21 protein-coding genes are annotated in these 24,468 nt (G+C 72.8%); 11 read left to right on the forward strand and 10 right to left on the reverse strand.

Annotation, left to right across the window (positions count from 1 at the left end; genetic code table 11):
* Positions 1-71 precede the first annotated feature (71 nt).
* Positions 72-782, forward strand: coding sequence for a VIT1/CCC1 transporter family protein (locus tag IEV65_RS13450; RefSeq protein WP_229735286.1), 711 nt, complete (start codon positions 72-74; stop codon positions 780-782).
* A gap of 9 nt (positions 783-791) precedes the next feature.
* Here the strand turns inward: IEV65_RS13450 and IEV65_RS13455 are convergent, their stop codons facing one another.
* Complete coding sequence (locus tag IEV65_RS13455; RefSeq protein ID WP_229735287.1) at positions 792-2,030, reverse strand: esterase-like activity of phytase family protein; 1,239 nt, start codon at positions 2,028-2,030, stop codon at positions 792-794.
* Between the two features lie 110 nt (positions 2,031-2,140).
* On the opposite strand from IEV65_RS13455, the gene IEV65_RS13460 reads away from it, so the two are divergent.
* Positions 2,141-3,523, forward strand: coding sequence for a glucose-6-phosphate dehydrogenase (locus IEV65_RS13460; protein WP_188431653.1), 1,383 nt, complete (start codon positions 2,141-2,143; stop codon positions 3,521-3,523).
* On the opposite strand, the gene IEV65_RS13465 is transcribed toward IEV65_RS13460, so the two are convergent.
* Positions 3,469-6,645 carry an efflux RND transporter permease subunit gene (locus IEV65_RS13465; protein WP_188431655.1) on the reverse strand — a complete coding sequence of 1,059 codons (3,177 nt, stop codon included), beginning with the start codon at positions 6,643-6,645 and terminating at the stop codon, positions 3,469-3,471. The genes IEV65_RS13460 and IEV65_RS13465 overlap by 55 nt on opposite strands.
* Before the next feature lie 169 nt (positions 6,646-6,814).
* Here IEV65_RS13465 and IEV65_RS13470 point away from each other — a divergent pair, with 169 nt between their 5' ends.
* Positions 6,815-8,902, forward strand: a complete 2,088-nt coding sequence (locus IEV65_RS13470) for an elongation factor G (protein ID WP_188431657.1) — start codon at positions 6,815-6,817, stop codon at positions 8,900-8,902.
* A gap of 3 nt (positions 8,903-8,905) precedes the next feature.
* On the opposite strand, the gene IEV65_RS13475 is transcribed toward IEV65_RS13470, so the two are convergent.
* The 3 genes from IEV65_RS13475 to IEV65_RS13485 all read right to left on the reverse strand — a co-directional run bounded on the left by IEV65_RS13475 (position 8,906) and on the right by IEV65_RS13485 (position 12,790).
* Positions 8,906-9,154 (reverse strand): hypothetical protein, encoded by a 249-nt coding sequence (locus IEV65_RS13475; RefSeq protein ID WP_188431658.1) that lies wholly within the window; start codon positions 9,152-9,154, stop codon positions 8,906-8,908.
* 76 nt (positions 9,155-9,230) lie between these two features.
* Positions 9,231-11,336: a M3 family metallopeptidase gene (locus IEV65_RS13480; RefSeq protein ID WP_188431660.1), complete on the reverse strand. Its 2,106-nt coding sequence runs from the start codon at positions 11,334-11,336 to the stop codon at positions 9,231-9,233.
* Between the two features lie 98 nt (positions 11,337-11,434).
* Positions 11,435-12,790, reverse strand: a complete 1,356-nt coding sequence (locus tag IEV65_RS13485; protein ID WP_188431961.1) for a lipase maturation factor family protein — start codon at positions 12,788-12,790, stop codon at positions 11,435-11,437.
* A 5-nt stretch (positions 12,791-12,795) separates the two neighbouring features.
* Here IEV65_RS13485 and IEV65_RS13490 point away from each other — a divergent pair, with 5 nt between their 5' ends.
* Positions 12,796-13,554 (forward strand): type III PLP-dependent enzyme domain-containing protein, encoded by a 759-nt coding sequence (locus IEV65_RS13490; RefSeq protein ID WP_188431662.1) that lies wholly within the window; start codon positions 12,796-12,798, stop codon positions 13,552-13,554.
* Between the two features lie 18 nt (positions 13,555-13,572).
* Entirely contained in the window at positions 13,573-15,078 is a 1,506-nt protein-coding gene (locus IEV65_RS13495; protein WP_188431663.1) for a S10 family peptidase, read from the forward strand.
* A 283-nt stretch (positions 15,079-15,361) separates the two neighbouring features.
* Here IEV65_RS13495 and IEV65_RS13500 read toward each other — a convergent pair whose 3' ends face one another.
* The gene (locus tag IEV65_RS13500; RefSeq protein WP_188431664.1) at positions 15,362-15,937 is read right to left on the reverse strand and encodes an NADPH-dependent F420 reductase; all 576 of its coding nucleotides are present in this window, start codon (positions 15,935-15,937) and stop codon (positions 15,362-15,364) included.
* A gap of 88 nt (positions 15,938-16,025) precedes the next feature.
* Between IEV65_RS13500 and IEV65_RS13505 the strand changes: the two genes are divergently transcribed.
* On the forward strand, positions 16,026-16,535 hold the full coding sequence (locus IEV65_RS13505; protein WP_188431665.1) for a MarR family winged helix-turn-helix transcriptional regulator: 510 nt from the start codon (positions 16,026-16,028) through the stop codon (positions 16,533-16,535).
* 10 nt (positions 16,536-16,545) lie between these two features.
* Here IEV65_RS13505 and IEV65_RS13510 read toward each other — a convergent pair whose 3' ends face one another.
* Entirely contained in the window at positions 16,546-17,562 is a 1,017-nt protein-coding gene (locus IEV65_RS13510; RefSeq protein WP_188431666.1) for an EamA family transporter, read from the reverse strand.
* 85 nt (positions 17,563-17,647) lie between these two features.
* Between IEV65_RS13510 and IEV65_RS13515 the strand changes: the two genes are divergently transcribed.
* Positions 17,648-18,205 (forward strand): CGNR zinc finger domain-containing protein, encoded by a 558-nt coding sequence (locus IEV65_RS13515; RefSeq protein WP_188431667.1) that lies wholly within the window; start codon positions 17,648-17,650, stop codon positions 18,203-18,205.
* A 32-nt stretch (positions 18,206-18,237) separates the two neighbouring features.
* On the opposite strand, the gene putP is transcribed toward IEV65_RS13515, so the two are convergent.
* Positions 18,238-19,764: a sodium/proline symporter PutP gene (gene putP, locus IEV65_RS13520; RefSeq protein ID WP_188431668.1), complete on the reverse strand. Its 1,527-nt coding sequence runs from the start codon at positions 19,762-19,764 to the stop codon at positions 18,238-18,240.
* A 90-nt stretch (positions 19,765-19,854) separates the two neighbouring features.
* On the opposite strand from putP, the gene IEV65_RS13525 reads away from it, so the two are divergent.
* Together IEV65_RS13525 and IEV65_RS13530 are read left to right on the forward strand one after the other, a co-directional pair.
* Complete coding sequence (locus IEV65_RS13525; RefSeq protein ID WP_188431670.1) at positions 19,855-20,973, forward strand: trans-sulfuration enzyme family protein; 1,119 nt, start codon at positions 19,855-19,857, stop codon at positions 20,971-20,973.
* A gap of 10 nt (positions 20,974-20,983) precedes the next feature.
* Positions 20,984-21,298, forward strand: a complete 315-nt coding sequence (locus IEV65_RS13530; protein ID WP_188431672.1) for a YciI family protein — start codon at positions 20,984-20,986, stop codon at positions 21,296-21,298.
* 22 nt (positions 21,299-21,320) lie between these two features.
* Here the strand turns inward: IEV65_RS13530 and IEV65_RS13535 are convergent, their stop codons facing one another.
* Entirely contained in the window at positions 21,321-22,238 is a 918-nt protein-coding gene (locus IEV65_RS13535) for a carbamate kinase (protein WP_188431674.1), read from the reverse strand.
* Between the two features lie 40 nt (positions 22,239-22,278).
* Here IEV65_RS13535 and IEV65_RS13540 point away from each other — a divergent pair, with 40 nt between their 5' ends.
* Entirely contained in the window at positions 22,279-22,857 is a 579-nt protein-coding gene (locus tag IEV65_RS13540) for a DedA family protein (protein ID WP_188431676.1), read from the forward strand.
* Positions 22,858-23,052: 195 nt separating this feature from the next.
* Here the strand turns inward: IEV65_RS13540 and IEV65_RS13545 are convergent, their stop codons facing one another.
* Positions 23,053-23,850, reverse strand: coding sequence for a DsbA family protein (locus IEV65_RS13545; RefSeq protein WP_188431678.1), 798 nt, complete (start codon positions 23,848-23,850; stop codon positions 23,053-23,055).
* Between the two features lie 41 nt (positions 23,851-23,891).
* Between IEV65_RS13545 and thpR the strand changes: the two genes are divergently transcribed.
* Positions 23,892-24,461 carry an RNA 2',3'-cyclic phosphodiesterase gene (gene thpR, locus IEV65_RS13550; protein WP_188431680.1) on the forward strand — a complete coding sequence of 190 codons (570 nt, stop codon included), beginning with the start codon at positions 23,892-23,894 and terminating at the stop codon, positions 24,459-24,461.
* Positions 24,462-24,468 lie beyond the last annotated feature (7 nt).

A 24,468-nucleotide genomic window follows, 5' to 3' on the forward strand; every position in this document is an offset into this window, starting at 1 on the left:
GCGTCAGGTGGTTGCTCAGGCAAGCCTTCCCACCCTGGCGGACGGGCCACCGATCGGCCAGGATGGGCTTCATGAGCCAGGTAGACGAGACCCACGTCGAGCCCGACACCAGCGCCGCCCGGCTCAACTGGCTGCGCGCCGGTGTCCTCGGGGCCAACGACGGCATCATCTCCACGGCCGGTGTCGTGATCGGTGTCGTGGCCGCCACCCCTGACCGCACCGCGGTCGCCGTCGCCGGCCTTGCGACGCTGGCAGCGGGCGCGATGTCGATGGCCGTCGGTGAGTACGTCTCGGTGAGCACCCAGCGGGACAGCGAGATGGCGCTCCTGGAGAAGGAGCGCCGCGAGCTCGCCGAGACGCCCGAGGAGGAGCTCGAGGAGCTCGCCGGCATCTACCGCGACAAGGGGATCAGCGACGACCTCGCCCACGAGGTGGCGCGGCAGCTCACCGAGCACGACGCCCTCGCCGCGCACGCGGAGGCCGAGCTCGGGATCAACCCCGACGAGCTCACCAACCCCTGGCACGCGGCCTGGGCGTCGATGGTCGCCTTCACCCTGGGTGCGCTGCTCCCGCTCGCCGCGATCCTGCTCGCCCCCACCGGCTGGGAGGTCGTCGTCACGGTCGGGGCCGTGCTCGTCGCCCTGTTCACGACCGGCGCCGTGAGCGCGACCCTGGGCGCCAGCGCGCGCACCCCGGCCGTGCTGCGCAACGTGCTGGGTGGCCTGCTGGCGATGGGCCTGACCTACGCGATCGGCTCGCTCCTCGGGGTCACCGTCGTCTGACGGGGACGGTCACGGCATACCGGGCAGGAGGCGGTGATCCACCGCCAGCGGCTCGGCCAGGTCGATCGTGAGGAACTCGTTGACGTCCTGGACGCCCGGCCCCCGGCCACCGGCGGCCGGGTAGTTGTTGTCGTTGAGCACCGCGATCGTGTCGGCGTCGAGGATCTCCACGTCCTCGATCGTGAAGTAGGGGAAGGTGAACGGGTCGGTGCCGGTGCCCAGGAGCTCGGGGTTCGGCACGTCCATCAGGTCCACGAGCAGCTGCTTGTCGACATAGCCGTCGCGGTCGCGGTCGCGCAGGTCCACGAGGTAGACCCGCTTGAAGGACGCCTCCGCGCCCTGCTTGCTGTCGCGCTCGATGATGAGCAACTGGTGCGCGTTGATCGCGATGGCGTCGCCCAGCGCGTGCGCCGCCGACTCCATGCGGTAGCGGACGAACTCACCGGTGAACGCGGCGCCCGTGGCCGGGTGCAGCCGGACGTCGTAGATGCGCAGGTCCGCGGCGAGCCCGGCAGCCTTGTCCTCCGCCGTCGCGCCCTCCAGCATCGGGTAGAGGTGCTGACCGTTCGGGGCGATGGCCATCCCCTCGAAACCCTTGGAGCCCAGCAGGTTCGGCTCGCCGACGAGCTGGGCGTTCTGCGGTGCCTGCACGCCGGGGGTCGGGATCGGCGCCTCCAGCAGCCGGCCCTGCGCGTCGGTGTGCAGCAGGTAGGGGCCGAACTCGTCGCCGAACCAGAACGTGCCGTCCGTGGCGATCTGCATCGACTCGATGTCGAAGTCCCAGCCGGTGAGCACCCGGTCCGCGCGCCACAGGCTCCAGCCGACGTGCGCGTCAGGGTCGCTGAGCACGAAGCCGCCGTCGAGGAGCTCGACCTCGCCGCTGACCAGGTCCGGACGGATGTGGTGGACGCGCAGCTGGAAGTCCTGGGAGTTGGTCCTGGCGCCGAAGCCGTTGTCGCTCATCACCAGGTAGCTGCCGTCCCCGACGGCGTGCACGGCCGAGAAGCCCTGGACGGGCTGCCCCGGGAAGGGCGCCGCGGGGTTGCCGGTGAACGCTCCGGACTCCTCCGAGCCCGGCACGAAGGTCTCCGCCGGCAGCACCGCCCACCCGGAGAGGTGGTATGCCGAGCGCGTGCTGTCCGCGTCCGCGCCGGTCGGCGTGGGGCGGGCGGCGAAGGCAGGGGACGTCGCGAGGGCGAGGACGCAGGCGGCGGAGGTGACGGTCAGGGAGCGGCGGGCGATCTGCATACCGCAGATCAGACCGGCTCGCGGTGGCGTCCGGGTGGCGCCCCGGTGTCGCCCGCGTGACGGGTCGGCGACGACCTGCCGAGGCGAGGGCGACCGCATACCCTGGCCCCATGGCTGACGCACCCACCACCCTGGTGATCCTCGGCGCCTCCGGCGACCTGACCCGTCGACTCCTCCTCCCCGGCCTGGGCACTCTGCTGTCCGCCGAGCCCACGCGGCGCGTGCGCGTCGTCGGGGCCGACCGCGTCGACCTCAGTCAGGAGGACTGGCAGACCAAGGTCCGCGACGCCTTCGCCGAGGCCGGGCTGGACACCGCGGTCGCCGAGCCGATCGCCGCGGACTCGCGCTACCTCAAGACCGACGTGCTCGACGAGGCGCAGGTGCGCTCGTTGCTGGCGGAGGCCGGCGAGCCCCTGGTCCTCTACTTCGCGCTCCCGCCCGCGGTGACCGTCCAGGCCTGCGCGCTGCTCGAGAAGATCGGGGTGCCGCGGGGGACGCGCCTGGCGCTGGAGAAGCCGTTCGGCAACGACCTCGAGTCCGCGCGCGAGCTCAACCGCCAGCTGCTCCGGGTGGTGCCGGAGAACGACATCTTCCGCATCGACCACTTCCTCGGCGTCAACACCATCCTCAACCTCATCGGGATCCGCTTCGCCAACCGGCTGCTGCAGCCCATCTGGACCAGCGAGCACATCGAGAAGGTCGAGATCGTGTATGACGAGTCGCTCGCCCTGGAGGGGCGTGCCGGCTACTACGACAAGGCCGGCGCGCTGCTCGACATGACGCAGTCGCACCTGCTGGAGATCCTGGCCTTCTTCGCCATGGAGCCGCCGGCGACGATGCACGCCGACGAGGTCCGCGGCCTCAAGGCGCAGGTGCTGCGCGCGACGCACGCCTGGGGCCACGACCCGGCGCGGGCCTCGCGCCGGGCGCGCTACACCGCAGGGTCGATCGAGGGGCGCTCGATCCCTGACTACGTGGCGGAGGAAGGGGTCGAGGCCGCACGGCATACCGAGACCCTGTCCGAGCTCGTCGTGCAGATCGACAACCTGCGCTGGAGCGGGGTGCCGTTCATCCTGCGCTCGGGCAAGGCCATCGGGGACCAGCGCAAGGAGGTCGTCGTGACCTTCAGGCCGCCCGCGCACGTGCCGACCGGTCTGGAGGACAACACCGAGCCCGACCGCCTCGTCCTGCAGCTCAAGCCCGGCGCAGTCGACGTCGAGCTGTCGATGAACGCCGAGGGCAACCCCTTCGAGCTGGAGCAGAAGGAGCTGCACGCCGAGCTGGGCAAGCCGCGGATGCTGCCCTACGGCGAGATCCTCGGCGCGATCCTGGACGCGGATCCCCTCCTGACGATCCGCGGCGACGAGGCGGAGGAGCTGTGGCGCATCGTCGAGCCCGTCCTCGCCGCCTGGCGCGCCAACAAGGTGCCGCTGCAGGACTACGCGGCCGGGTCCGACGGGCCGGCCGGCTGGGGGACCGTGCCCCGGCGCTGAGCCCGGCGCTCCCCCCGGCGGTGCACCCACGACGACCCGCGCTCGACCAGCTCGTAGAGCACGGGCACGAGGACGAGCGTCAGCAGCGTCGAGCTGAGCAGCCCGCCGATCACGACGATGGCGAGCGGCTGGGAGATGAAGGCACCGCCACCGGTGACAGCCAGCGCCATCGGCGTGAGCGCCAGGACCGTCGCCAGGGCGGTCATGACGATCGGCCGGAGCCGGTGCCGGGCTCCCTCGATGAGCGCGGTACGGCGGTCGAGGCCGCGGGACCGGTACTGGTTGACGAGGTCGATCAGCACGATCGCGTTGGTGACCACGATGCCGACGAGCATGAGCAGACCGACCATCGAGGCCACGTCCAGCGGGGTGTCGGTGAGGAGCAGCAGGGCGATCGAGCCGGTGGCCGCGAAGGGCACCGACACCAGCAGGATCAGCGGCTGCACGAGCGAGTTGAAGGTCGCCACCATGACGAGGTAGACGATCGCCACCGCTGCGGCGAGCGCGAGGGACATGGCGCGGAAGGCCGACTGCTGGTCGGCGCTGACCCCGGCGAGCTCGACCGAGACACCGTCGGGCACCTCCAGCGTGTCGAGCCGCGTCTGGAGGTCGCGGGTCACCGCGCCCAGGTCGTCGCTGGCCGGTCGGCCGGTGACGGTGGCGGCCCGGAGCCCGTCGATGCGGGTGATGCTCACCGCCTCCTCGACGGTCGACAGGCGCGCGACGTCGCCGAGCCGGAGCGGCTCACCCGCGGCGCCCGGCCCCACCTCGAGCGTCTCGAGCTCCTCGACGTCGGATGCCTCGGCCTGCCGGACGACGACGTCGACCGGTGTGCCGTCGAGCTCGATCCGGCCGACCGTGGCGCCGGACGTCGCCGCCTGGACGACCTGGCCGAGCTGCGCCTCGGTCAGCCCGGCGTCGGCCGCGGCCGCCCGGTCGACCTCGACGTGCAGCGCGGGCACGGTGTCGGTGAGGTTGTTGGTGACGTCGTCGGCGCCGGAGTCGCGCATGAGCGCGGTGACCTCGTCGGCGGTGGCGCGCAGGTCGTCGGCGTCCTGGGCCTGGACCCGCACCTCCAGGGAGGTCGGCCCCATCGACTGGCCGGCCTGCGCGACGAAGCTCGCCTCGCCGGGGAGGTCGTCCTCGAACGCCCCGGTCATCTCGGCGCCGAAGGCCCGGCCCTCCACACGCTCGTCGAGGGTGATCGCGAAGGTCGCGGTGTTGGCCCCGCTGCCGAGGAAGACCGCCTCGATGCCGCCGGGGGAGCCCACGGTCACCTGGTAGGACTCGACGTCAGGATGCTCCCCGAGCCAGGTCTCGACGTCGGCCGCCCGGGAGTCCGTCTCGTCCAGCGTGGTGCCGGTCGGCATCCGCAGGGTGGCCTGCAGGGTGTTCTCGCCGGAGCCGCCGATGAAGTCCGTCTTGAGCTGGGTCGCCGCCCAGCCGGTGCCGCCGAGGACCGCGGCGGCCAGGAGCAGGGTGACCCACGGGTGGGCCACGGCGCCGCGGAGCACGGGCAGGTAGGCCCGCTGCAGCCGGTCGGGCCGGTCCGCAGCCTCGGTCTGCTCGCGCGCGGACGCCTCCTCGTGCCGTCCGTGGGCGGCACCGCCGAGGAACCAGTAGCCCAGGACCGGGACGATCGTCAGCGCCACGAGCAGCGAGGCCAGCATGGCCAGGGAGACCGTCACGGCGAACGGCCGGAACAGCTCACCCACCTGACCGCCGACGAAGCCGAGCGGCAGGAACACCGCCACCGTCGCGACGGTCGCCGAGGTGATCGCGCTCGCCACCTCGCGGGTCGCCTCCACGACGGCGGTGCGCCGCTCGTCGCCCCGGGCGATGTGGCGCTTGATGTTCTCGATGACCACGATCGAGTCGTCCACCACGCGGCCGACCGCGATCGTCAGGGCGCCCAGGGTGAGGATGTTGAGGCTGTAGTCCAGCGCCTTGAGGCCGATGAGCGCGATGAGCAGGGACAGCGGGATCGACAGCGCCGTCACCAGCGTCAGCCGGACCGACAGCAGGAAGACGAGCACCACGAGGATCGCGAAGCCCAGCCCCAGCAGCCCCTCGGTGGCCAGGTCCTCGATGGACTTCTCGATGAACGGCGCCCCGTCGTAGATCGTCACCAGCTCGCCGCCCGCGAGCGACGTGCTCACCTCGGGCGCGAGGTCCGCCAGCGCGTGACTGATCTCGACGGCGTTGCCGTCGGGGGTCTTCGTGATGGCCAGGCCGACGCTCGGCTCCCCGTCGGTCCTCGTGTATGCCGTGGCCTCCCGGTCCTCCAGCGTCACCGCCGCGACGTCCCCGAGGGTGGGGGTCTCCACCCCGACCGGCTGCCGCTGCTGAGCCGCTGCCTGCTGCTGGGCGAGGATCTGAGGGGTCAGGAGCGGCAGGTCGGCCACCTCCTGCGCCGAGGCCAGCCGGGCCCCGACCTGCACCGGCAGCTCGGTCTCGCCGTCGAGCACCCGCCCGCCGGGCAGGACGACGCCGTTGGCCTGGAGCACCTGCGCGACCGTGGCCGGGGAGATCCCCTGGGCGGCTGCCTCGTCCTCGTCGAGGTCGACGGTGACGATGCGGTCGGCGACCCCGGAGAGCGTGACGGCGCGCACGCCCTCGAGATCCTCGATCTCGGGGATGACGAAGCGCTCGAGCCGGTCGACCAGCTCGTGCGCCTCGACCCCCGCACCCCCGACGGCCGCCAGCTGGATGATCGGGAAGTCGTCCAGGTTGCCCGCGAAGATCTGGGGCGTGGCGGTGTCGGGGAGGTCGGGCAGCGCCAGGACGGAGCGCTGCAGGTCCGTCTGCGCGGAGCCCAGGTCGGTCCCGTAGTCGAGCTCGACGATGACCGAGGAGAAGCCTTCCGCGGTGGTGGACTGCACCTCCACGACGTCCGGGAGACCCTGCGCCGCCACCTCGACGGGCTTGGTCACCTGCTCCTCGACCACGCTCGCGCTCGATCCCTGCACCGGCGTCGCCACGACGAGCACGGGGAACTGGAGGGAGGGGAAGAGCTCGCGGGGCAGCGCCCCGGCTGACCACAGGCCGGCCACGACCGCGAAGAGGGTCGCCAGGGCGACCAGTGCCCGGTTGCGGACGCTGAAGAGGGTCAGGCGGGACACGGTCGTCCTTCGGTCGGTGGTCCAGGCGGGCAAGCGCCCCCGCGTGCCCGGTCCCCTCAAGTATCACCGATGCCCCCGGTGGGCACGGCGCGAGCAGAGGCTTCCACCACGCGGTGACCACAGGCCAGGCGCTCGACACGACCTCTCGTCGTAGGCGTAGGTTGACCCCATGAACCGCAATGCTGCGGCGCCGTTCGCCGCTCCTGGTGCCCCGTCCGAGATCCGCAACGTGGTCCTGGTGGGACCGCAGGGCACGGGCAAGAGCGCGCTCCTGGAGCAGCTGGCCAGCGGCCAGCTCGGTCACGTCAAGGAGGCCGAGGACGCCTCCACCGCGCTCGGCGTGGTCAGCACCGTGCACGAGGCCAGCGGCACGGTGGTGACGCTCGTGGACACCCCTGGCCGCCCCGAGTTCGTGGGCGAGGTGCGCGCCGGGCTGCGGGCGGCCGACGCCGTCCTCTTCGTCATCGCGGCCGGCAGCGGCATCGACGAGGCCACCCGGATGCTCTGGCGGGAGTGCGCGGCGGTCGGCATACCCCGGGCCGTGGCGGTCACCCAGCTCGAGCTCGCCCGCGCCGACTGGGACCAGGTCGTCAGCGACTGCCGACGCATCCTCGGCGAGGCGGTGCCGATGGGTCTGCCCGTGATCGAGGGCGCCCCGGCCGCCATGACCGGTGTCCTGGACCTGCTCGAGGAGGTGGCGCACGACGCGACGGGAGAGGCGCGCGCGCTGACCGAGGAGGAGGCGGCCCGGGTGGAGGAGGCCCGCGGCGCCTTCGTCGAGGCCGTGATCGAGCAGTCCGAGGACGAGGGGCTGCTCGATCGCTATCTGGAGGGTGAGCAGATCAGCGCCGACGTCCTGCGCGAGGACCTGGCCAAGGCCGTGGCGACCGCGCGGTTCTTCCCGATCGTGCCGGTGAACCCGCCGACCGGCGTCGGGGTGCCCGCGCTCCTGGACCTCATGGTCAACGCGTTCCCCTCACCGGACCGGGCCTGGCTGCCCGCGGTGATGACGCCGGAGGGCGGCGACGTCGGACCGCTCGCGGCCGACCCCGACGGGCCCCTCGTCGCCCAGGTGATCCGCACCACGACCGACCCCTACGTCGGCCGGCTCTCGCTCGTGCGCGTCTTCTCCGGCACCCTCCGCGCCGACGCCCACCTCCACGTCAGCGGCCACCTGGAGTGGGTCGTGGGCCACGAGGTCGAGGGGCACCCGGGCCACGACGAGGACGACGAGCGCCCGGGCCAACTGAGCTCCCCGGTGCTCGGCGGGTCTGCGCCCCGCGACGCCGCGATCGCCGGCGAGCTGGTGCAGGTCACCAAGCTGACGACGGCCGGCACCTCGGACACCCTCTCCTCCGTCGAGCGCCCGGCCCTCGTCGAGCCCTGGCTGCTGCCCGAGCCGCTCCTGCCGGTCGCGATCGCCGCCGCCAACACCAAGGACGAGGACAAGCTCGCGGCCGCCCTGCAGCGGCTCATCTCCGAGGACCTGACCCTGCGGCTCGAGCGCAACGCCGAGACGCACCAGCTCGTCCTCTGGACCCTCGGGCAGGCGCAGGTGGACGACATCCTCGACCGCCTCCGTGACCGGCACCGCGTCGAGATCACCACCGAGCCGGTCCGCACCTCGATGCGCGAGACCTTCGTGCGGCCGGTCTCGATCCAGGGACGTCTGGTCAAGCAGTCCGGCGGGCACGGTCAGTATGCCGTCGTCCAGCTCGAGATCGAGCCCCTCGAGCGCGGGGCCGGCTTCGAGTTCGTGGACAAGGTCGTCGGCGGCGCCGTGCCCCGCAACTTCATCCCGTCCGTCGAGAAGGGGTTGCGCCACCAGCTCACCGAGGGCGTCCTCGCGGGCTACCCCTGCGTCGACGTGCGGGTCACCCTGACCGACGGCAAGGCCCACTCCGTCGACTCCTCGGACATGGCCTTCCAGTCCGCCGCGGCCCAGGCGCTGCGCGAGGCGGCCAACGAGTCCACGGTCTCCCTGCTGGAGCCGGTGGACCTCGTGGAGGTCGTCGTGGGCGACGACTTCGTCGGCGCGGTCATGGCCGACCTGCGCGGGCGGCGCGCCCAGGTGCAGGGCACCGAGCCGGCCGAGCTCGAGGGCCACACGCTGGTGCGGGCGGAGGTGCCGCAGCACGAGCTGTCGCGCTACCCGATCGACCTGCGCTCGGTCTCGCACGGCTCGGGCAGCTTCACCCGGTCCTTCGTCCGCTACGACTACCTGCCCGCCAGCCTGGCCCGCGAGCTCACCGGCTGAGGGTCAGATCCCGCCGCGCGGGCGCTCCGGCGGGATGTTGCCGCGCCGCACGAGCGACTCCGCCTGGTCGTGCACGTGCTGCTGGTCGGCGAGCCGTTGCCCCTGGCCGAGACGCATCACGTGCAGCGTGCCGACGGCGAGGATGAGGACGCCGAGCAGGGCCAGGAGGCCGTTCTGGGTGAGGGCGCCCAGCGCGAGCGCCAGCAGGGCCGACAGGGCGTACGCGAGCGCCAGTCGTGACTTCGTCGACATGAGGACCTCCTCTCCGAGGTCCTTCCCAGCCTACGCCCACGCCTCCCGGGCCGGGCGCGTCGCCGGCACGGAGCCGTCAGCCCAGGCCGAGACGGGCGAGGAGCGGCCCGACCTCCGGGTCGCGGCCCCGGAACCGGCGGTAGGTCTCCAGCGCGTCGATCGACCCGCCCCGCCCGAGCAGCTCGCGGCGGAAGCGCTCGCCGGCGGCGCGCGTCATACCTCCGGGGTTGTCGGGGTCGCCCTGCTCGCGGAACCACGCCACGGTGTCGGCGTCCATCACCTCCGACCACAGGTAGGAGTAGTAGCCCGCGGCGTAGCCACCTCCGAAGATGTGGTGGAAGTAGGCCGACCGGTAGCGCGGCGGGACGAGGCGGTGCGCGGCGCCGGCCCGCTCCAGCGCGGCGGCCTCGAACGCCTCCACGCCGGAGCCGTCCTCGGGCAGCTCGGCGAGCGGCGTCTGGTGCCAGGCCTGGTCGAGCAGCATCGCCGCCAGCAGCTCCAGGGTGTCGCGGCCGCTCTCCTGCCGGCTCGCCACGAGGGCCTCCACCCACCCGGCCGGGGCCGGCTCGCCCGTCTCGTGGTGGCGCAGGTACGCCGTGAGCAGGCTCGGCTCCCACGCCCAGATCTCGTTGACCTGGCTGGGGAACTCGACGAAGTCGCGGGGGACCGAGGTGCCCGAGCGCGACGGGTAGCGGACGTCGGAGAGGAGGCCGTGCAGGTCGTGACCGAACTCGTGGAAGAGCGTGATGACGTTGTCCCAGGTCATCAGGCTGGGGGACCCGGGCGCGGGCGGCGGCACGTTGCAGGTGTTGGTCACCAGCGGCGCCTCGCCGAGCAGGTGCGACTGGTGCACGATCGAGGTCATCCACGCGCCGCCCTTCTTGGTCGGGCGGGTGTAGGGGTCGATGGCCACCGCCCCGAGCACGCTGCCGTCCTCCTCGCGGACCTCGAAGACCCTCGCCTCCTCGGTGTAGCCGACCAGCTCCGGGCGCTCGTGGAAGGTCAGCCCGTAGAGCGCGGTGGCGGCGGCGAAGACGCCCTCGTGCAGGACCCGCTCGAACTCCAGGTAGGGCTTGAGCTGGTCGGTGTCGAACGACTCCGCGCCGCCGGAGGAGGCGGCCCGGGTGGAGAGGTACTGCCAGTCCCACGGCTCGAGGGTCGCGCCGGGCTCGATCTGCTCCAGGAGGGCCGCCAGCTGCTCGGCCTCCCGGTCGGTGATCTCGACGACGCCGGGGGTGAGCCGGGCCAGGATGTCGTTGACCGCGTCGGTCGAGCCCGCGCAGGCCACCTCGTGGACGTAGGCGGCGTGGTGGGGGTAGCCAAGCAGCTCGGCCCGCTCGGCGCGCAGCCGGGCGATGCGCACGAGCAGGTCGCGGGTGTCGTGCGACGTGTCGCTGCCGTTGTCGCCGTCGCTGCCCTCGCGGCCGACGCCGAGACCCCGGTCGACGGAGGCGCGGTAGAGGCGCTCGCGCAGCCCGCGGTGGGCCAGCGAGTCGAGCAGCGGCTGACCGGAGGTGTTGACGACCGGGATGAGCCAGCCGTCCAGCCCCCGCGCGGCCGCGGCCTCGCGCAGCGTCGCGCGCTCGTCGTCGGCGAGCCCATCGAGCTCGGCCTCGTCCGTGACGTGGACGGCGGCGGCGTTGCGGCCGGCCGTGAGCGCGGTGTCGAACGCGGTCGACAGCGTGGCGAGCTCGGCGTTGAGGCTCCGCAGCCGCTCCTTGCCGTCCTCGGCCAGGTCGATGCCGCTGCGGCGGAAGTCCTGCAGACGGCGGGTCAGGAGGTGCTCGTCCTGCTCGTCCAGGGTCACCTCGCCGGCGTCGGCCCGCGCGCGCAGGGCGACGAGCCGCCGGAAGAGCGCCTCGTCGAGCATGACCGCGTCGCTGTGCGCCGCCAGGAGCGGCGACAGCTCGGCCATGAGCGCGTCACGCGCAGGCGTCGTGTCCGCCGCCCGCGCGACCCAGAACGCCGCCATGGTGCGGGTCAGCGTGCGGCCGGTGCGCTCCCAGGCGTGCAGGACGTTCTCGACCGTGGCGGGGGCGGTGTCGGCCGCCACGGCGGCCAGCTCCCGCAGCTGCTCGTCCATGCCGAGGAGGGCGGCCTCGCGGACGTGCTCGTCGGTGAGGTTCGCGTAGTCGGGCAGGGCGAAGGGCAGCTCCGAAGGAGCCAGGAGCGGGTTGGTCATGCACCCATCCCAGCACAGCGCGAGGAGTGGGCCCGGCCGTGGGGCGTCCTCACCACCAGTCCGGCACGGCGTCCGCGAGCGTCAGGGCGGGCACCAGCTCACCCTGGCAGACCCGGCGCCAGCAGTCGCCCCGAGGCCCGCAGCTCGGCCCAGGTCGTGTAGCGGTAGCGGTAGACCAGCGCGCGCACCGCGACGGGGCGGCGGCCCTCGAAGGGGTCGTGGGCCAGCAGCCGCAGCGTCCGGGGGTCGGCCTCCAGCAGCCGCCTGAGCAGCCGCGGCAGCCACGGGCGGGCGTAGCCCGGCGACAGGCTGACGAACCACATCAGCCAGTCGAGCCGCAGGTGGTAGGGCGCGACCTGCCGGGGCCAGCGCGAAGGGAAGCCGGGCTTGCCCCGGAAGCCGTACTCACGCCATACCCCGTCCTGACCCCGGCCCTCGAGCACCACCTCGTGCCGGACCTTGCTCACGGAGCCGAAGGCGCCGTAGGTGTTGACCAGCCGCAGCGGGTCGAAGGAGGCGTTCATCGCCTGGTGGGGGGAGAGCATGTTGAGCACGGGGCGCCGGCTCAGCACGAGGACCAGCCCGGTCAGGAGCAGGACCGCGACGACCCAGGGGTATGGCGTGGCGTCGCCCTGCGCGGGCACGAGCCAGTCCTCGACGGGGCGGGGCAGCGCCCGGACCCAGGCGCCGTCCGGGATCGCGGAGGTGGCCAGCAGCACGGCCAGCCAGTTGAGCCAGGCGAAGTTGCCCGAGGCCACGAGCCACAGCTGGGTGACGAGCATGACCGCGGCGCAGCTCCCGGAGACCGGCTGGGGGAGGAACAGCCCGAAGGGCAGGACCAGCTGGGTCACGTGGTTGGCGGCGACCTCGACCCGGTGCAGCGGCCGCGGCAGGTGGTGGAAGAACCAGGAGAGCGGCCCCGGCATCGGCTGGGTCTCGTGGTGGAAGTCCAGGCAGGTGAGGTCGCGCCAGCACGGGTCGCCGCGCAGCTTGATCAGGCCGGCCCCGACCTCCAGGCGGAAGAGCACCCACAGGAGAAGCAGCATCCCGGGCAGGGGTGGGACGACGTCGGCGTTGCCGAGGAAGACCGCGAGGAAGCCGACCTCGCACAGAAGCGTCTCCCAGCCGAAGGAGTACCAGACCTGCCCGACGTCGACGACCGAGAGGTAGAGCGCCCAGAGGACCAGCCACACGGCGGCCGACAGCAGGAGCGGGAGGCGGCTGGTCACCCCGACCAGGGACAGCGCGGCCAGCCCGGCACCCGTCCAGCAGACGGCGGTGAAGAATCGGTCGGACCAGTGCAGGTGGAACAGGCTCGGCGCCCGGCGGAAGCCGATGCGGCGCAGGAAGGTGGGTGCGGGGGTCAGGCCGCGGGTGCCGATGAGTGCCGGTCCCTGCCGGGCGGCGGCGACGAACGCGCCAGGCGGTATCTGCGCGGCGCGCCGATCCTCCAGAGTGCATGACGACCGCCACGCTCACCCGCCCGGGCCCGCCCGCCGACGCGCACCGGGCGCTGGGCGCCTACCAGACCCTGTGCTCGGCGCTGCCGGGCACCGAGGTCTGTGTGGAGCTGCCGTCGGGTGGGGCCGACGCCGGGCTGCTGCGGCTCCTGCGCGCGGCCCGGGTCCGCGTGGACGTGCCCGACGTCGTGACCGCCCGGGTCTGCGTCGACGGCGGCGTCCGGACGGGCGACCTGGTGCTGGCCGACGCCCGCGCAGGACGGGACGAGCTCGCCGGGCTGGCCGCCCTCGGGGTGCGCCGCACGGTGGTGCGCGACGTCGGCGGGGTGATCCGGCTCGCCGCCGCGTGCGCGGGCGATGACGCGGCGGTGCTCGCCGAGGTGTCGGGTCGCTGCGGTGACGGGGCCGACGACGCCGTCGACGCGCTCCTCCTCGCCGACCAGCTCGGTATGACGACGCTCGGCGTCCGCGTGCCGCTCACCTGGGCCGACCCGGGGGTCTGGGTCCAGGAGCTGACGACCGCCCGGGCGGTGCTGAGCGAGCTGCTCACCTTCCGCGTCGCGCCGCACGTGGTGGACCTCGGCAGCGGCTTCCCGGTGCTCTCCGAGGAGGAGCCGGACGTCTGGCGCCAGGGCCGCCTGCTGCGTCGCGCGGTGACGACGGTCTTCGGTCCCCGGCCGCCGCGGACCGCGGTGTCCTCCACGCTGCCCCCGGCGATCCTGGGGTCGGTCACCTGGTTCGGCTCCGCGGTCGGGTGAGGCCGTAGGGTCGCCGTCATGACGGACACCGACGTGACGAAGCCCGGCACCACCGTGGCCACCCCGGACCGGCCCGAGCCCCAGGACGTCCTGGTCGAGACCTCGCACACCGTGCGCACCGACGACGGCGAGCTGGCCTACACGGTGCGCACCGGCCGCGTCGTGCTCCGTGAGGAGGAGTACAAGGACGACGTCTTCCAGGGCTGGAGGCCGCGCGCCGAGCTGGCGGTCACGGCCTACACGCTGGACGTGGAGGGTCCCGACGGGCGCACCGGCGCCGACCCGACTCGGCCGATCACCTTCGTCTTCAACGGCGGCCCGGGCTCCAGCTCGCTGTGGCTGCACCTGGGCGTGCTCGGCCCGCGTGTCGTCGACGCGGGGGAGCCCGGGGCGCCGACGCCCCCGCCCTACGCCCTTGAGGACAACCCGCAGACGGTGCTGCGCGCGACCGACCTCGTCTTCGTCGACCCGATGTCGACCGGGCTCTCGCGGGCGGTCGAGGGCGGCAAGGCCAAGGACTACCACGGCTGGAAGAAGGACGTGGAGCAGGTCAGCGAGCTGATCCGCCTCTGGTGCACCCGCGAGGACCGGTGGATGAGCCCGAAGTTCCTCTGCGGCGAGTCCTACGGGACGACGCGGGCCGTGTCGGTCGCCGAGCACCTCTTCGAGCGCTTCGGCATGCAGCTCAACGGCCTGGTCCTCATCTCGAGCGTGCTGGACTTCGGCACCCAGGACTTCCGCTTCCTGCGCCACGACGAGGCCTGCCAGTCCTACCTGCCGACCTACGCCGCGATCGCGCACTACCACGGCAAGCACGAGGGTCGGACGCTGCAGGAGGTGCTGACCGAGGCCGAGGAGTTCGCCGCCGGCACCTACCGGTGGGCGCTCGGGCGCGGGCACCGGCTCACCGACGAGGAGCGGTATGACGTGCGCGCCCGCCTGGCCTCGCTCACGGGCCTGTCCGAGGACTACCTCGAGCGCTGCGACCTGCGGCCCGAGCACTGGCGCTTCTGCACCGAGCTGCTGCGCGACCGGGGGCTGACCGTCGGGCGCATCGACGGCCGGATCACCGGGGTGCTGCACTCGGGCATCGCCGAGGGGATGGACGCCGACCCCTCGATCGACATGATCATGGGCCCCTACTCCGCCGCGATCCACCACTACCTGCGCGGCGAGCTGCGCTCCGAGCTCGACCTGCCCTACGCGGTCTTCTCGGACGCCATCGAGCACTGGTCCTACAAGGAGTTCGAGGGCCGGCCGGTCAACGTGACCGACAAGCTGGAGCGGGTCATGCGCGCCAACCCGCACCTGCGGGTGCGGATCGAGTACGGCTACTACGACCTCGCCACGCCGTACGGCGCCGCCGAGGACATGGTGGCCCACCTGAAGCTGCCGGAGCAGGCGCTCGACCGGATCGAGCACGCGTGGTTCGAGACCGGTCACATGCCGTATGTCGGTGCCGCGACCCGCGCCGAGGAGGCCGAGGGCATCACCGACTTCGTGCGGCGCGCCAGCGCGCTCTGACACCCGAGGCCTGCGCACGGGCCACTCACGTGAGTGGGTGGGGCACGGCATACCCGGCAAGCGCGTGCGCAACTCACTCACGTGAGTGGGTTGGGCACGGCATACCCGGCAAGCGCGTGCGTAACTCACTCACGTGAGCGGGTTCTGCACGGCATACCCGGCAGACGCGTGCGCAACTCACTCACGTGAGTGGGTTAGGCACGGCATACCCGGCAAGCGCGTGCGTAACTCACTCACGTGAGTGGCCCGTGCTCGGGGAGCCGCGGTGCGGCGGAGGAGAAGCTCAGGCGACGACGCCGAAGCCGCCGGTCCAGGAGATCTTCTCGGAGGCCGCGAGGGTCAGCTGCAGGAAGCCCAGGGCCTCCATCTCGCGGGCGCGCTTGAGGGCACCGGCGTCGACGGCGTTGAGGCCACCGGCGCGGACGATGCCGGCCAGCTGCTCCTTGGCGGCGGTGTCGTCACCGGCGATGAGCACGGTCGTGGTCAGCGGGCCGACGGTGCCGGCCGCGAGGGTGCCCGCGAAGGTGGTGTTGAAGGCCTTGAGCACGCGGGCGGTCGGCAGCTGGGCGGCGATCTCCTGCGCGGCGGAGGAGTCGGCGGGCACGACGAGCGAGTCGAAGGTCTCGAAGTTCAGCGGGTTGGTGATGTCCACCACGATCTTGCCGTCGAGCTGGCCCGGGCGCTGCGCGATGACCTCGTCGACCGCGGGGAAGGGGACGGCCAGGACGACGATCTCGCCCGCGACCGGGGTGGCGAAGTCCTCGGTGCCGAGGAGCTGGGCGGTGCCGCCGGCCTTGCTGACGATGCCGGAGATCGCCTGGGCCATGTTGCCGGTGCCGATGATCGTGACGGTGCTCATGAGGTGGGTCCTTTCGGGGCGGGTGTACCCGGTCCAACACCACCTGGCAAATACTTGTTCCTACAACTATGCCTGCTAGGGTGTGATCATGGTCACGACGTGGCTCGACGACGAGCAGCTCAACGTGTGGGTCCGGCTCAAGGCCGTCATGGAGCTCCTGCCCAGCGCCCTCGACTCGGAGCTGCGCCGCGCGGCCGAGCTCACCTACTTCGAGTACTACGTCCTCGCGATGCTCTCCGAGGCGGACGGGCGGGTGCTGCGCATGAGCGCCCTCGCCGCCCGCACCAACGCCACCCTGCCGCGGCTCTCGCACGTCGTCCGCAAGATGGCCGAGCGCGGTCTGGTGCGGCGCACGCCCGACCCGCAGGACGGCCGCTCGGTCCTCGTGCACCTGACGGAGGAGGGGTATGCCGTGCTCGTCGCCGCGGCCCCGGGGCACGTCGACGCGGTGCGGCGCTACGTCTTCGACCGGCTGGACGACGAGCAGGTCTCCCAGCTCGGGGCGATCGCCGACGCGATGCTCGACCGGCTCGACCCCGAGGGGGTCCTCACCCACGAGTACCGTCGGCCGGCCGACCCGGGTCGCCCGGCCGGCTGAGCGCCGCGTCTCAGGGGGCCGGGACCGGCTCGACCTCGATCGGGCTCTCGTCGTCGCGCTCGTCGATCTTGACCGCGACGACGCCGGCGAGGATGAGCAGACCGCCGAGCAGCTGCACGGGGGCGGGCAGCTCGCCGAGGAGCAGCCAGGCCCACAGCACCGCGAACATCACCTCGGCCAGGCCGACGAACGAGCTCACCTTGGCGCCGAGCGCCCGCGCGGCCACGATCCCCGTGACATAGGCCAGCGCGGCGGCCCCGACCCCCAGCCACAGCAGCGGCACCCAGAAGGGTGCCTCGACGCCGGCCAGCGACACCGCGCTCGTCGACCAGGCCATCGGGACCAGGCCGACCGCCCCGGCGAGGGCGAGGGCCGCGGCGCCGATCGCCATACCGAAGCAGGAGAAGGCGATCGGCGGCAGGCCGGAGGCGTCGTCCGAGCCGATGACGAAGAAGACGGCCAGGCCGACCGCGGCCGCAAGACCCCAGAGCACGCCGACGGTGCTGAGCTGCACGTCGCCCATCACGTCGAGGACGAGGAGCAGGCCGACCATCGCCAGGCCGATCCCCGCGACGGTGAGGCGCCGCGGACGCTGCCCGTGCGCCAGCCAGAGCCACCCGACGACGAGGATCGGGCCGAGGTACTCCAGCATGAGAGCCACGCCGACCGAGAGCCGCTCGACGGCGAGGAAGTAGAAGAGCTGGCACCCGGCGACCGCGACCAGGCCGAAGCCGCCGACGTGGGCGAGCGCGACGGGGGTGCGCAGGAGGTGCCAGCGGCCGGCCATCGACCGGAGGGCGAAGGGCGCCAGGACGAGGGCGCCGAGGGAGATGCGCATCGCCACCGCGGCGCCGGGGTCCCAGCCGGTGACGATCAGGCTCTTGGCGACCGCGCCCGAGGTGCCGAAGAGCGCGGCGGAGACGACGGCGACGAGCAGGCCGATGATCAGGGCGCGTCGCACGGTGTCCTCCTGGGTGGTCGTGCTGGTGGGCTCGTGGAGCGTGTGGTGCGACTGGATCGTCGTCATCCGCGATCTCCCCCTCTCTCGTGTCATCATGGATGTCAGGACTTGACACCCATGACGATACGTCCAGTCCCGGTCAGGAGTCAAGATGCAGTTCACCCATGACACGGAGATCGCCCTCCAGAGCGCGGCGGGTCTGGTCAACACGGCCGTCCGCCGCCCCGGCGACGCGGACGAGCTCTCGACCGTCGCGGACCTCGACGACTACGTGCGGGTATGGCGCTGGTCGGGTCGGCGCGACCGTGACCGGGCCGAGGTGGACCTGGTGCGCGCCCTGCGCCCCCGGCTCGCGCAGTTCTGGGAGCTCGACGAGGTGCCGTTCGCGGACCTGTGCAACGCGCTGCTCGAGGAGGCCCGCGCCCTGCCGCGCCTGGTCAACCACGACGACTACGGCTGGCACCTGCACGCCACCTCCGACGACGCCCCGCTGGCGCAGCGGATGGCGGTGGAGGCCGCGATGGCCATGGGTGACGTGCTGCGCGCCGGTGAGCTGCGGCGGCTGCGCACCTGCGAGGCCGACGACTGCGAGCGCGTCCACGTCGACCTCTCCCGCAACCGGTCGCGGCGCTTCTGCAGCACCACCTGCGGCAACAGGATGGCCGCGGCGGCCTACCGGGAGAGGCAGGCCACCGCGGCCACGGACTGACGGGCACGCGCGCGGCATACCCGGGGAAGGGGTCAGACCTGGGCGGCGCGCTCCTCCGCGTGGGTGCGACCGAGCTCGGCCTCCATCTGGGAGAACTCCTGCTCGATCTCCGGCTTGTGCTCCGGAGCCAGCTTGGACACGACGACCGCCACGATCAGGGTGACGAGGAAGCCGGGGACGATCTCGTACATCGTGCTGGAGAGCGACTCGATGTTGCCCCAGACGAAGACGGTGACCGCGCCCAGGACCATGCCGGCCAGCGCGCCCTTGGCGGTCAGGTCACGCCAGTAGAGGCTGAGCAGGACCAGCGGGCCGAAGGCGCCGCCGAAGCCGGCCCACGCGAAGGCCACCAGCTCCAGGACCGAGGAGTCGGGGTTGAGCGCCAGCAGGAAGGCGATGATCGCGACGACGAGCACGCCGAGACGGCCGAGCATGACCTCCTGCTTGGGGGTCGAGCGCCGGCCCGCGAGGTTGTAGAGGTCCTCGACCAGGGCCGAGGAGCACACGACGAGCTGGGAGGACATCGTCGACATGATCGCGGCGAGCACCGCGGCCAGCACCAGGCCCGCGACGAGCGGGTGGAAGAAGATCTGGCTCAGCAGGAGGAAGACCGTCTCGGGGTCCTCGAGCTGCTTCTCGGGGTTGTCGGCGAAGTAGCCGATGCCGACGAGCGCGGTGGCGATGGCGCCGAGGCAGGTCAGGACCATCCAGCCGATGCCGATGCGACGACCGGCCTTCGCGTCCGCGGGGGAGCGCAGCGCCATGAACCGGGTGATGATGTGCGGCTGGCCGAAGTAGCCCAGGCCCCACGCGGCGGTGGAGATGACGCCGACGACCCACATGAGGGCCGAGCCCTCGCCGATGCCGGCGAAGAGGTTGAGCGCGTCGGGGTTGACCTCGCGCATGCCGGCGAAGGCGTTGTCGAGGCCGCCGACGGCGAAGACGGCGACGATCGGCACGGTGACGAGGGCGGCGAACATGAGCAGGCCCTGGGCCACGTCGGTCAGGGTCGCGCCGAGGAAGCCGCCGAACATCGTGTAGACGAGGGTGACGCCGGCCACCAGCATCAGGCCGGTCGTGTAGTTCCACCCGAACGAGGAGTCGAAGAACTTGCCCGCGGCGACCATGCCGGAGGAGACGTAGAAGGTGAAGAACACGAGGATGATCACGCTCGCGGCGATGCGCAGCAGGTGCGAGCTGTCCTTGAGGCGCTTCTCGAAGAAGCTGGGGATGGTGATGGCGTTCTGCGACACCTCGGTGTAGGCGCGCAGGCGCGGGGCGACGAACTTCCAGTTGAGCCAGGCGCCGATCGTCAGGCCGATCGCGATCCAGGCCTCGAACAGGCCGCTGGCGTAGATCGCCCCGGGCAGACCCATGAGCAGCCAGCCCGACATGTCCGCCGCACCGGCGGAGAGGGCGGCGACGGCGGGGTGCAGGCCGCGGCCGGCGAGCATGTAGTCGTCCAGGTCGGACGTGCGGCGGTAGGCGACGTAGCCGATGCCGAGCATGGCCAGCATGTAGATCGCGATCGCGATCAGCTGGTAGGTGGAGTCACTCATGGTCCTGCCTTTGTTCTGGGCAGCGCGTCGCTGCTTCCTTTCCGAGCGGCCGCGCCGTGCGCAGCGCACCGAGTATGGCAGCGTTGAGGCATGGAGCACCTTCCCCACGCGGCACGCGCCGCGACCCAGGTCGTGGCGCTCGGCCGCCCGGAGCGCGCTCCGGGTGCCGCCGTCAACGTGCCGGTGACCTTCACCTCGACGTTCGTGGCGGGGGGACCGACGATCTACGCCCGCACCTCCAACCCGACGTGGGAGGCGCTGGAGGAGGTGCTGGGGGCGCTCGAGGAGGGCCCGGGTATGGCGCTCGCGTTCGCCTCGGGCATGGGCGCGCTCGCAGCGGTCGTGGGGCTGGTCCCCGCCGGCGGCACGGTGGTCGCCCCGCGGCACGTCTACAACGGGGTGACCGGTCTGCTCGACGAGCTGGCCGCCACCGGTGCGCTGCGGGTGCGGCGGGTCGACCCCGAGGACGTGGAGTCCGTCGTCGCCGCCTGCGAGGGAGCCTCGCTGCTCCTGCTCGAGTCGCCGAGCAACCCGATGATGGAGCTGACCGACGTGCCGGCGGTGATGCGCGGGCTGCGCACCCGCTACGGCGCCGAGCGGCCGGTCGTCGCCTTCGACAACACCTTCGCCACGCCGTTGGGGCAGCAGCCGCTGCGGTGGGGCGTCGACCTGGTCGTGCACTCGGCGACCAAGTACCTCGCCGGCCACTCCGACGTGCTGCTCGGCGCGGTGGTGGCCCATCCGGAGCGTGCTGACCTGCGGGAGCGGGTGCACACCTACCGGACGCTGCACGGGGCGATCCCGGGTCCGATGGAGGCGTGGCTGGTGCTGCGCGGGATCCGCACCCTGCACGTGCGGCTGGAGCGCGCCAGCGCCTCGGCGGAGGTGCTCGTCGCGCGGCTGGAGGAGCACCCTGCCGTGCAGCATGTCCGCTACCCCGGGTTCGGCGCGATGGTCTCGATCGAGGTGGACGGGGGAGCTGACGCGGCGGACGCGGTGTGCGACGCCACGCGGCTGTGGATGCACTCGACCAGCCTGGGCGGGGTCGAGTCGCAGCTGGAGCGACGGCGCCGGCACGTCCTCGAGGTCGACACCGTGCCCGAGAACCTCATCCGGCTGTCCGTCGGCGTGGAGGACGTTGAGGACCTCTGGGCCGATCTCGACCAGGCGCTCCGCCACGGCGTCCGCCGCTCGCTCGACGGCCGATAGATTGCCTGCCATGAGCCTCTTCGCCGTGCACTACAGCTACACCGACGACACGGCCGCGCGGGACGAGCACCGCGCGGCGCACCGGGAGTTCCTGTCCGGCCTGGCCGCCGACGGTGTCGTGATGATCTCCGGCCCCTACGCCGCCGTGGACGAGGCGCCCGACGCGGCGCTGCTCATCCTGCGGGGGGAGTCGGCGGCCGAGCTCGTCGAGCTGCTGCGGGAGGACCCCTTCCAGCAGCAGGGCCTGGTCGAGCAGGTGGCCGTGCGCGAGTGGACGCCGGTGCTGGGCGCGTGGTTCGACGGAGCGCTGGCCGACGAGCTCTGACGCCGAGCTCTGACTGGCGGCCTCAGCCGTCGGCCGTGACGAACGTGCCGGCCGACCCGTCGACGAGGGCCAGCGCCTCCTCGAGGTTGCCGATGGCGGCGGCCACGCCCTTCCCGCCCAGCTCGACGAAGCGGCATACCGCCTCCACCTTGGGCCCCATCGACCCGTCCGGCAGGTCGAGCGCGCGCAGCGCGGCGGGCGTGGTGCGCCGCACCGGTCGGGCGTCCGTCGTCCCGAAGCCCTCCATCACCGCCGGCACGTCCGTGAGCACGAGGAGCCGGTCTGCCTTGAGCCGGTGCGCCAGCAGCGCGGCGGACAGGTCCTTGTCGATCACCGCCTCGACGCCCCGCAGGTCGCCGGAGGACGTCCGCACGACGGGCACCCCTCCGCCGCCGGCGCAGACGACGATCACCGACTCGTCCAGGAGGTGGTCGATGAGCCTGGTCTCGATGATCTCCCGCGGCCGCGGCGAGGCCACGACCCGACGCCAGTGCTGGCCGTCCTGCCTGACCTGCCACCCGTGCCGGTCCGCGAGCGCGCGGGCGGCGGCCTCGTCATACACCTCCCCGACGAACTTCGTGGGGTTGTCGAAGGCGGGGTCGTCGGCGTCCACGAGCGTCTGGTTGAGGACGGCGGCGAACTGCCGGTAGGGGCGCTCGTTGCCGATCGCCTGCAGGATCCAGTAGCCGATGAGCCCCTGGGTCATCGCGCCGAGCGCGTCGAAGGGGTAGGGCTGGCTCAGCCGGGCGTCGTCGGCGCTCTCCATCGCCAGGATGCCGACCTGCGGGCCGTTGCCGTGGGTGATGACCACCGCGTGGTCGTCGGTGAGCGGCGCCAGGGCGTGCATGGCCCGGCGGATGTTGTCGACCTGGGCGGCGGCGTCCGGCACCTGCCCGCGCTGCAGCAGCGCGTTGCCCCCGAGCGCGACGACGACCCTCATGAGCGGTGAGTATGCCGCAGGTCGTGGCAGGCTAGGAGGCATGGCCTCGCTCGGGTCCTTCCCCTTCGCGCTCACGCTGGTCCTGCTCTGGGCCGGGGCGATGACGCGCGGGCAGGCGACCTACTGGCTGGCCCGCACCGTGACCGAGCAGACGCTGCGCCGCACCCGCCCGACGCGGGGCTGGCGCGCGAGGGTCCACCGGTGGCTCTCGAGCGAGGCGATGGACCATGGGCGAGGGGCGATCGAGCGCTGCGGGGTGGCCGCCGTGCCGCTGTGCTACCTGACCGTCGGTCTGCAGAGCGTCGTCATCGCCTCCGCCGGGGTGCTGCGCATGCGCTGGCTGCGGTTCACGCTCGCGCAGGTGCCCGGTGCGCTGGCCTGGGCGGTCATCTACGCCACGATCGGCTTCGCGGTCTGGGCGGCGCTCCTGGAGGCAGCGGTCGCCGGCGGCCCTGGGCTCGTGGTCGCCGTGGCGGTCGCGCTCGCCCTGGTCGTCGCGCTCGCCCACCGCTGGTATGCCGTGCGCCGTCGCCGCGCCGCGGACCCGGCCTCCGACGAGGTGGGGGTCACGACTGCTGACCGGTCAGCGCCAGCTCCTTCTGCTGCGCGATCACGCTGACGGCCTGTGCGTCGGACGTGCTGCAGGATCCGCGTCATGGCGCGCGACACGCAGCACCAGAAGTGCACGGTGCGCGACACGCCGGGGGAGTGGGTGGGACGGCGAGCGGCAGATGACGACGCGGCTTCAGGGTGACTGCGCGAAGCCCTCGCGGCTCTCTCGGTCACCGCGGAGCCGGCCTCCGACGAGGTGGGGTCACGACTGCTGACCGGTCAGCGCGAGCTCCTTCTGCTGCTCGATCACGCTGATCACGTGCGCGGCGTCGGAGGCGCCCTGCACGACCGCGGTGTTGATGAGGAAGGTCGGCGTCGAGCTGATCCCGAGCCCCTTGGCCTCCGCGGTGTCCGCCGTGACGAGAGCGTCCAACCGGTCGTCGTCCAGCGCGGCCTCGAACGCCGCGAGGTCCGGCACGCCGACCTCCTCGGCGATGGCGAGGAGGTCCTCGCGGGCGAGCTCGGCGTGACCCGCGGAGCTGCGGGCGAACAGCGCCGTCTGGTAGTCGGCGCCCTTGTCCTGCTGCGCTGCGGCCCGTGCCGCGACGGCCGCCTGCTGGGACTGCTCCTCGAAGATCACGAGGTCGCGGTACTCGATCCGCAGGGTGCCGTCGTCGACCAGCTCCTGCAGCGCAGGGCGCACCTCGGCGTGGAACTTCGCGCAGTAGGGGCAGCGGTAGTCGGCGTACTCGATCATCACCACCGGCGCGTCGACCTCGCCGACGGCCAGCAGGTCCTCGGGGTCGGGCCGCTGCAGGTCGAGCATCATCTGCGCCACCTCGGGCTCGGGCGCGGTCGGGTGGGACGCGGTCGGCTGGGGCGCGGTCGAGGCGGTGCCGGGCGGGGCCGCCGTCTGCTCAGCGCGGTCGCCCATGGCCAGCCAGGCGATGAACCCGATCACCAGGGCCACGACGATCGCCGCCGCCGCCCAGGCGATGGACACCGCGCGGCTGTCGCTCGGAGGGGCTGGTGGGGGCGGGGACGACGGCGTCACGGTCACGCACCCACCCTGCCACGGCCCTCCCGTGGCAGGCTGGGCGGGTGCGCGCCTTCCTCGCCGTCGTGCCGCCCGCGGAGGTGGTGGAGTCCGTCGAGGCCTTCCTCGAGCCGCGCCGGGACGCGCTGTCCGGCTCGGGGCAGTGGCGCTGGACCCGTTCCGAGCACGTGCATCTCACCCTGGCCTTCCTGCCCGAGCTGGAGGAGTGGCGCGAGGAGCAGCTCGTCGAGGACGGGGAGAGGTGGGCGGAGCGGCATACCCCGGTCCGCCTGGCGCTCGCCGGCGCCGGGGCCTTCCCCGACCCGGGCTCCGCGCGGGTGCTCTGGGCCGCGGTCGAGGAGCACGCGCCGGGGACGCTGGCCGGCTGGGCCAAGGACCTGCGGGCCCTGGCCAGCCACGCCGGGGCCTCGGTCACCGGGACGAGGTTCAGCCCGCACGTCACCCTCGCCCGCTCCGTCGGTCGACCGCGGTCGGCCGGCCACCTTCTCCAGGCCCTCGACACGCTGCGCACGCCCGCCTGGACGGCCGACGAGGTCGTGCTGGTCGCCTCATTCCTGGGGCAGGGGCCCGGGGGGACGCCGAGGTACGAGGTGCGCCACACCTGGCGGCTGTGACCGCCGC

This window comes from Ornithinimicrobium tianjinense, assembly GCF_014636495.1.
GTDB classification, from domain to species: domain Bacteria; phylum Actinomycetota; class Actinomycetes; order Actinomycetales; family Dermatophilaceae; genus Ornithinicoccus; species Ornithinicoccus tianjinensis.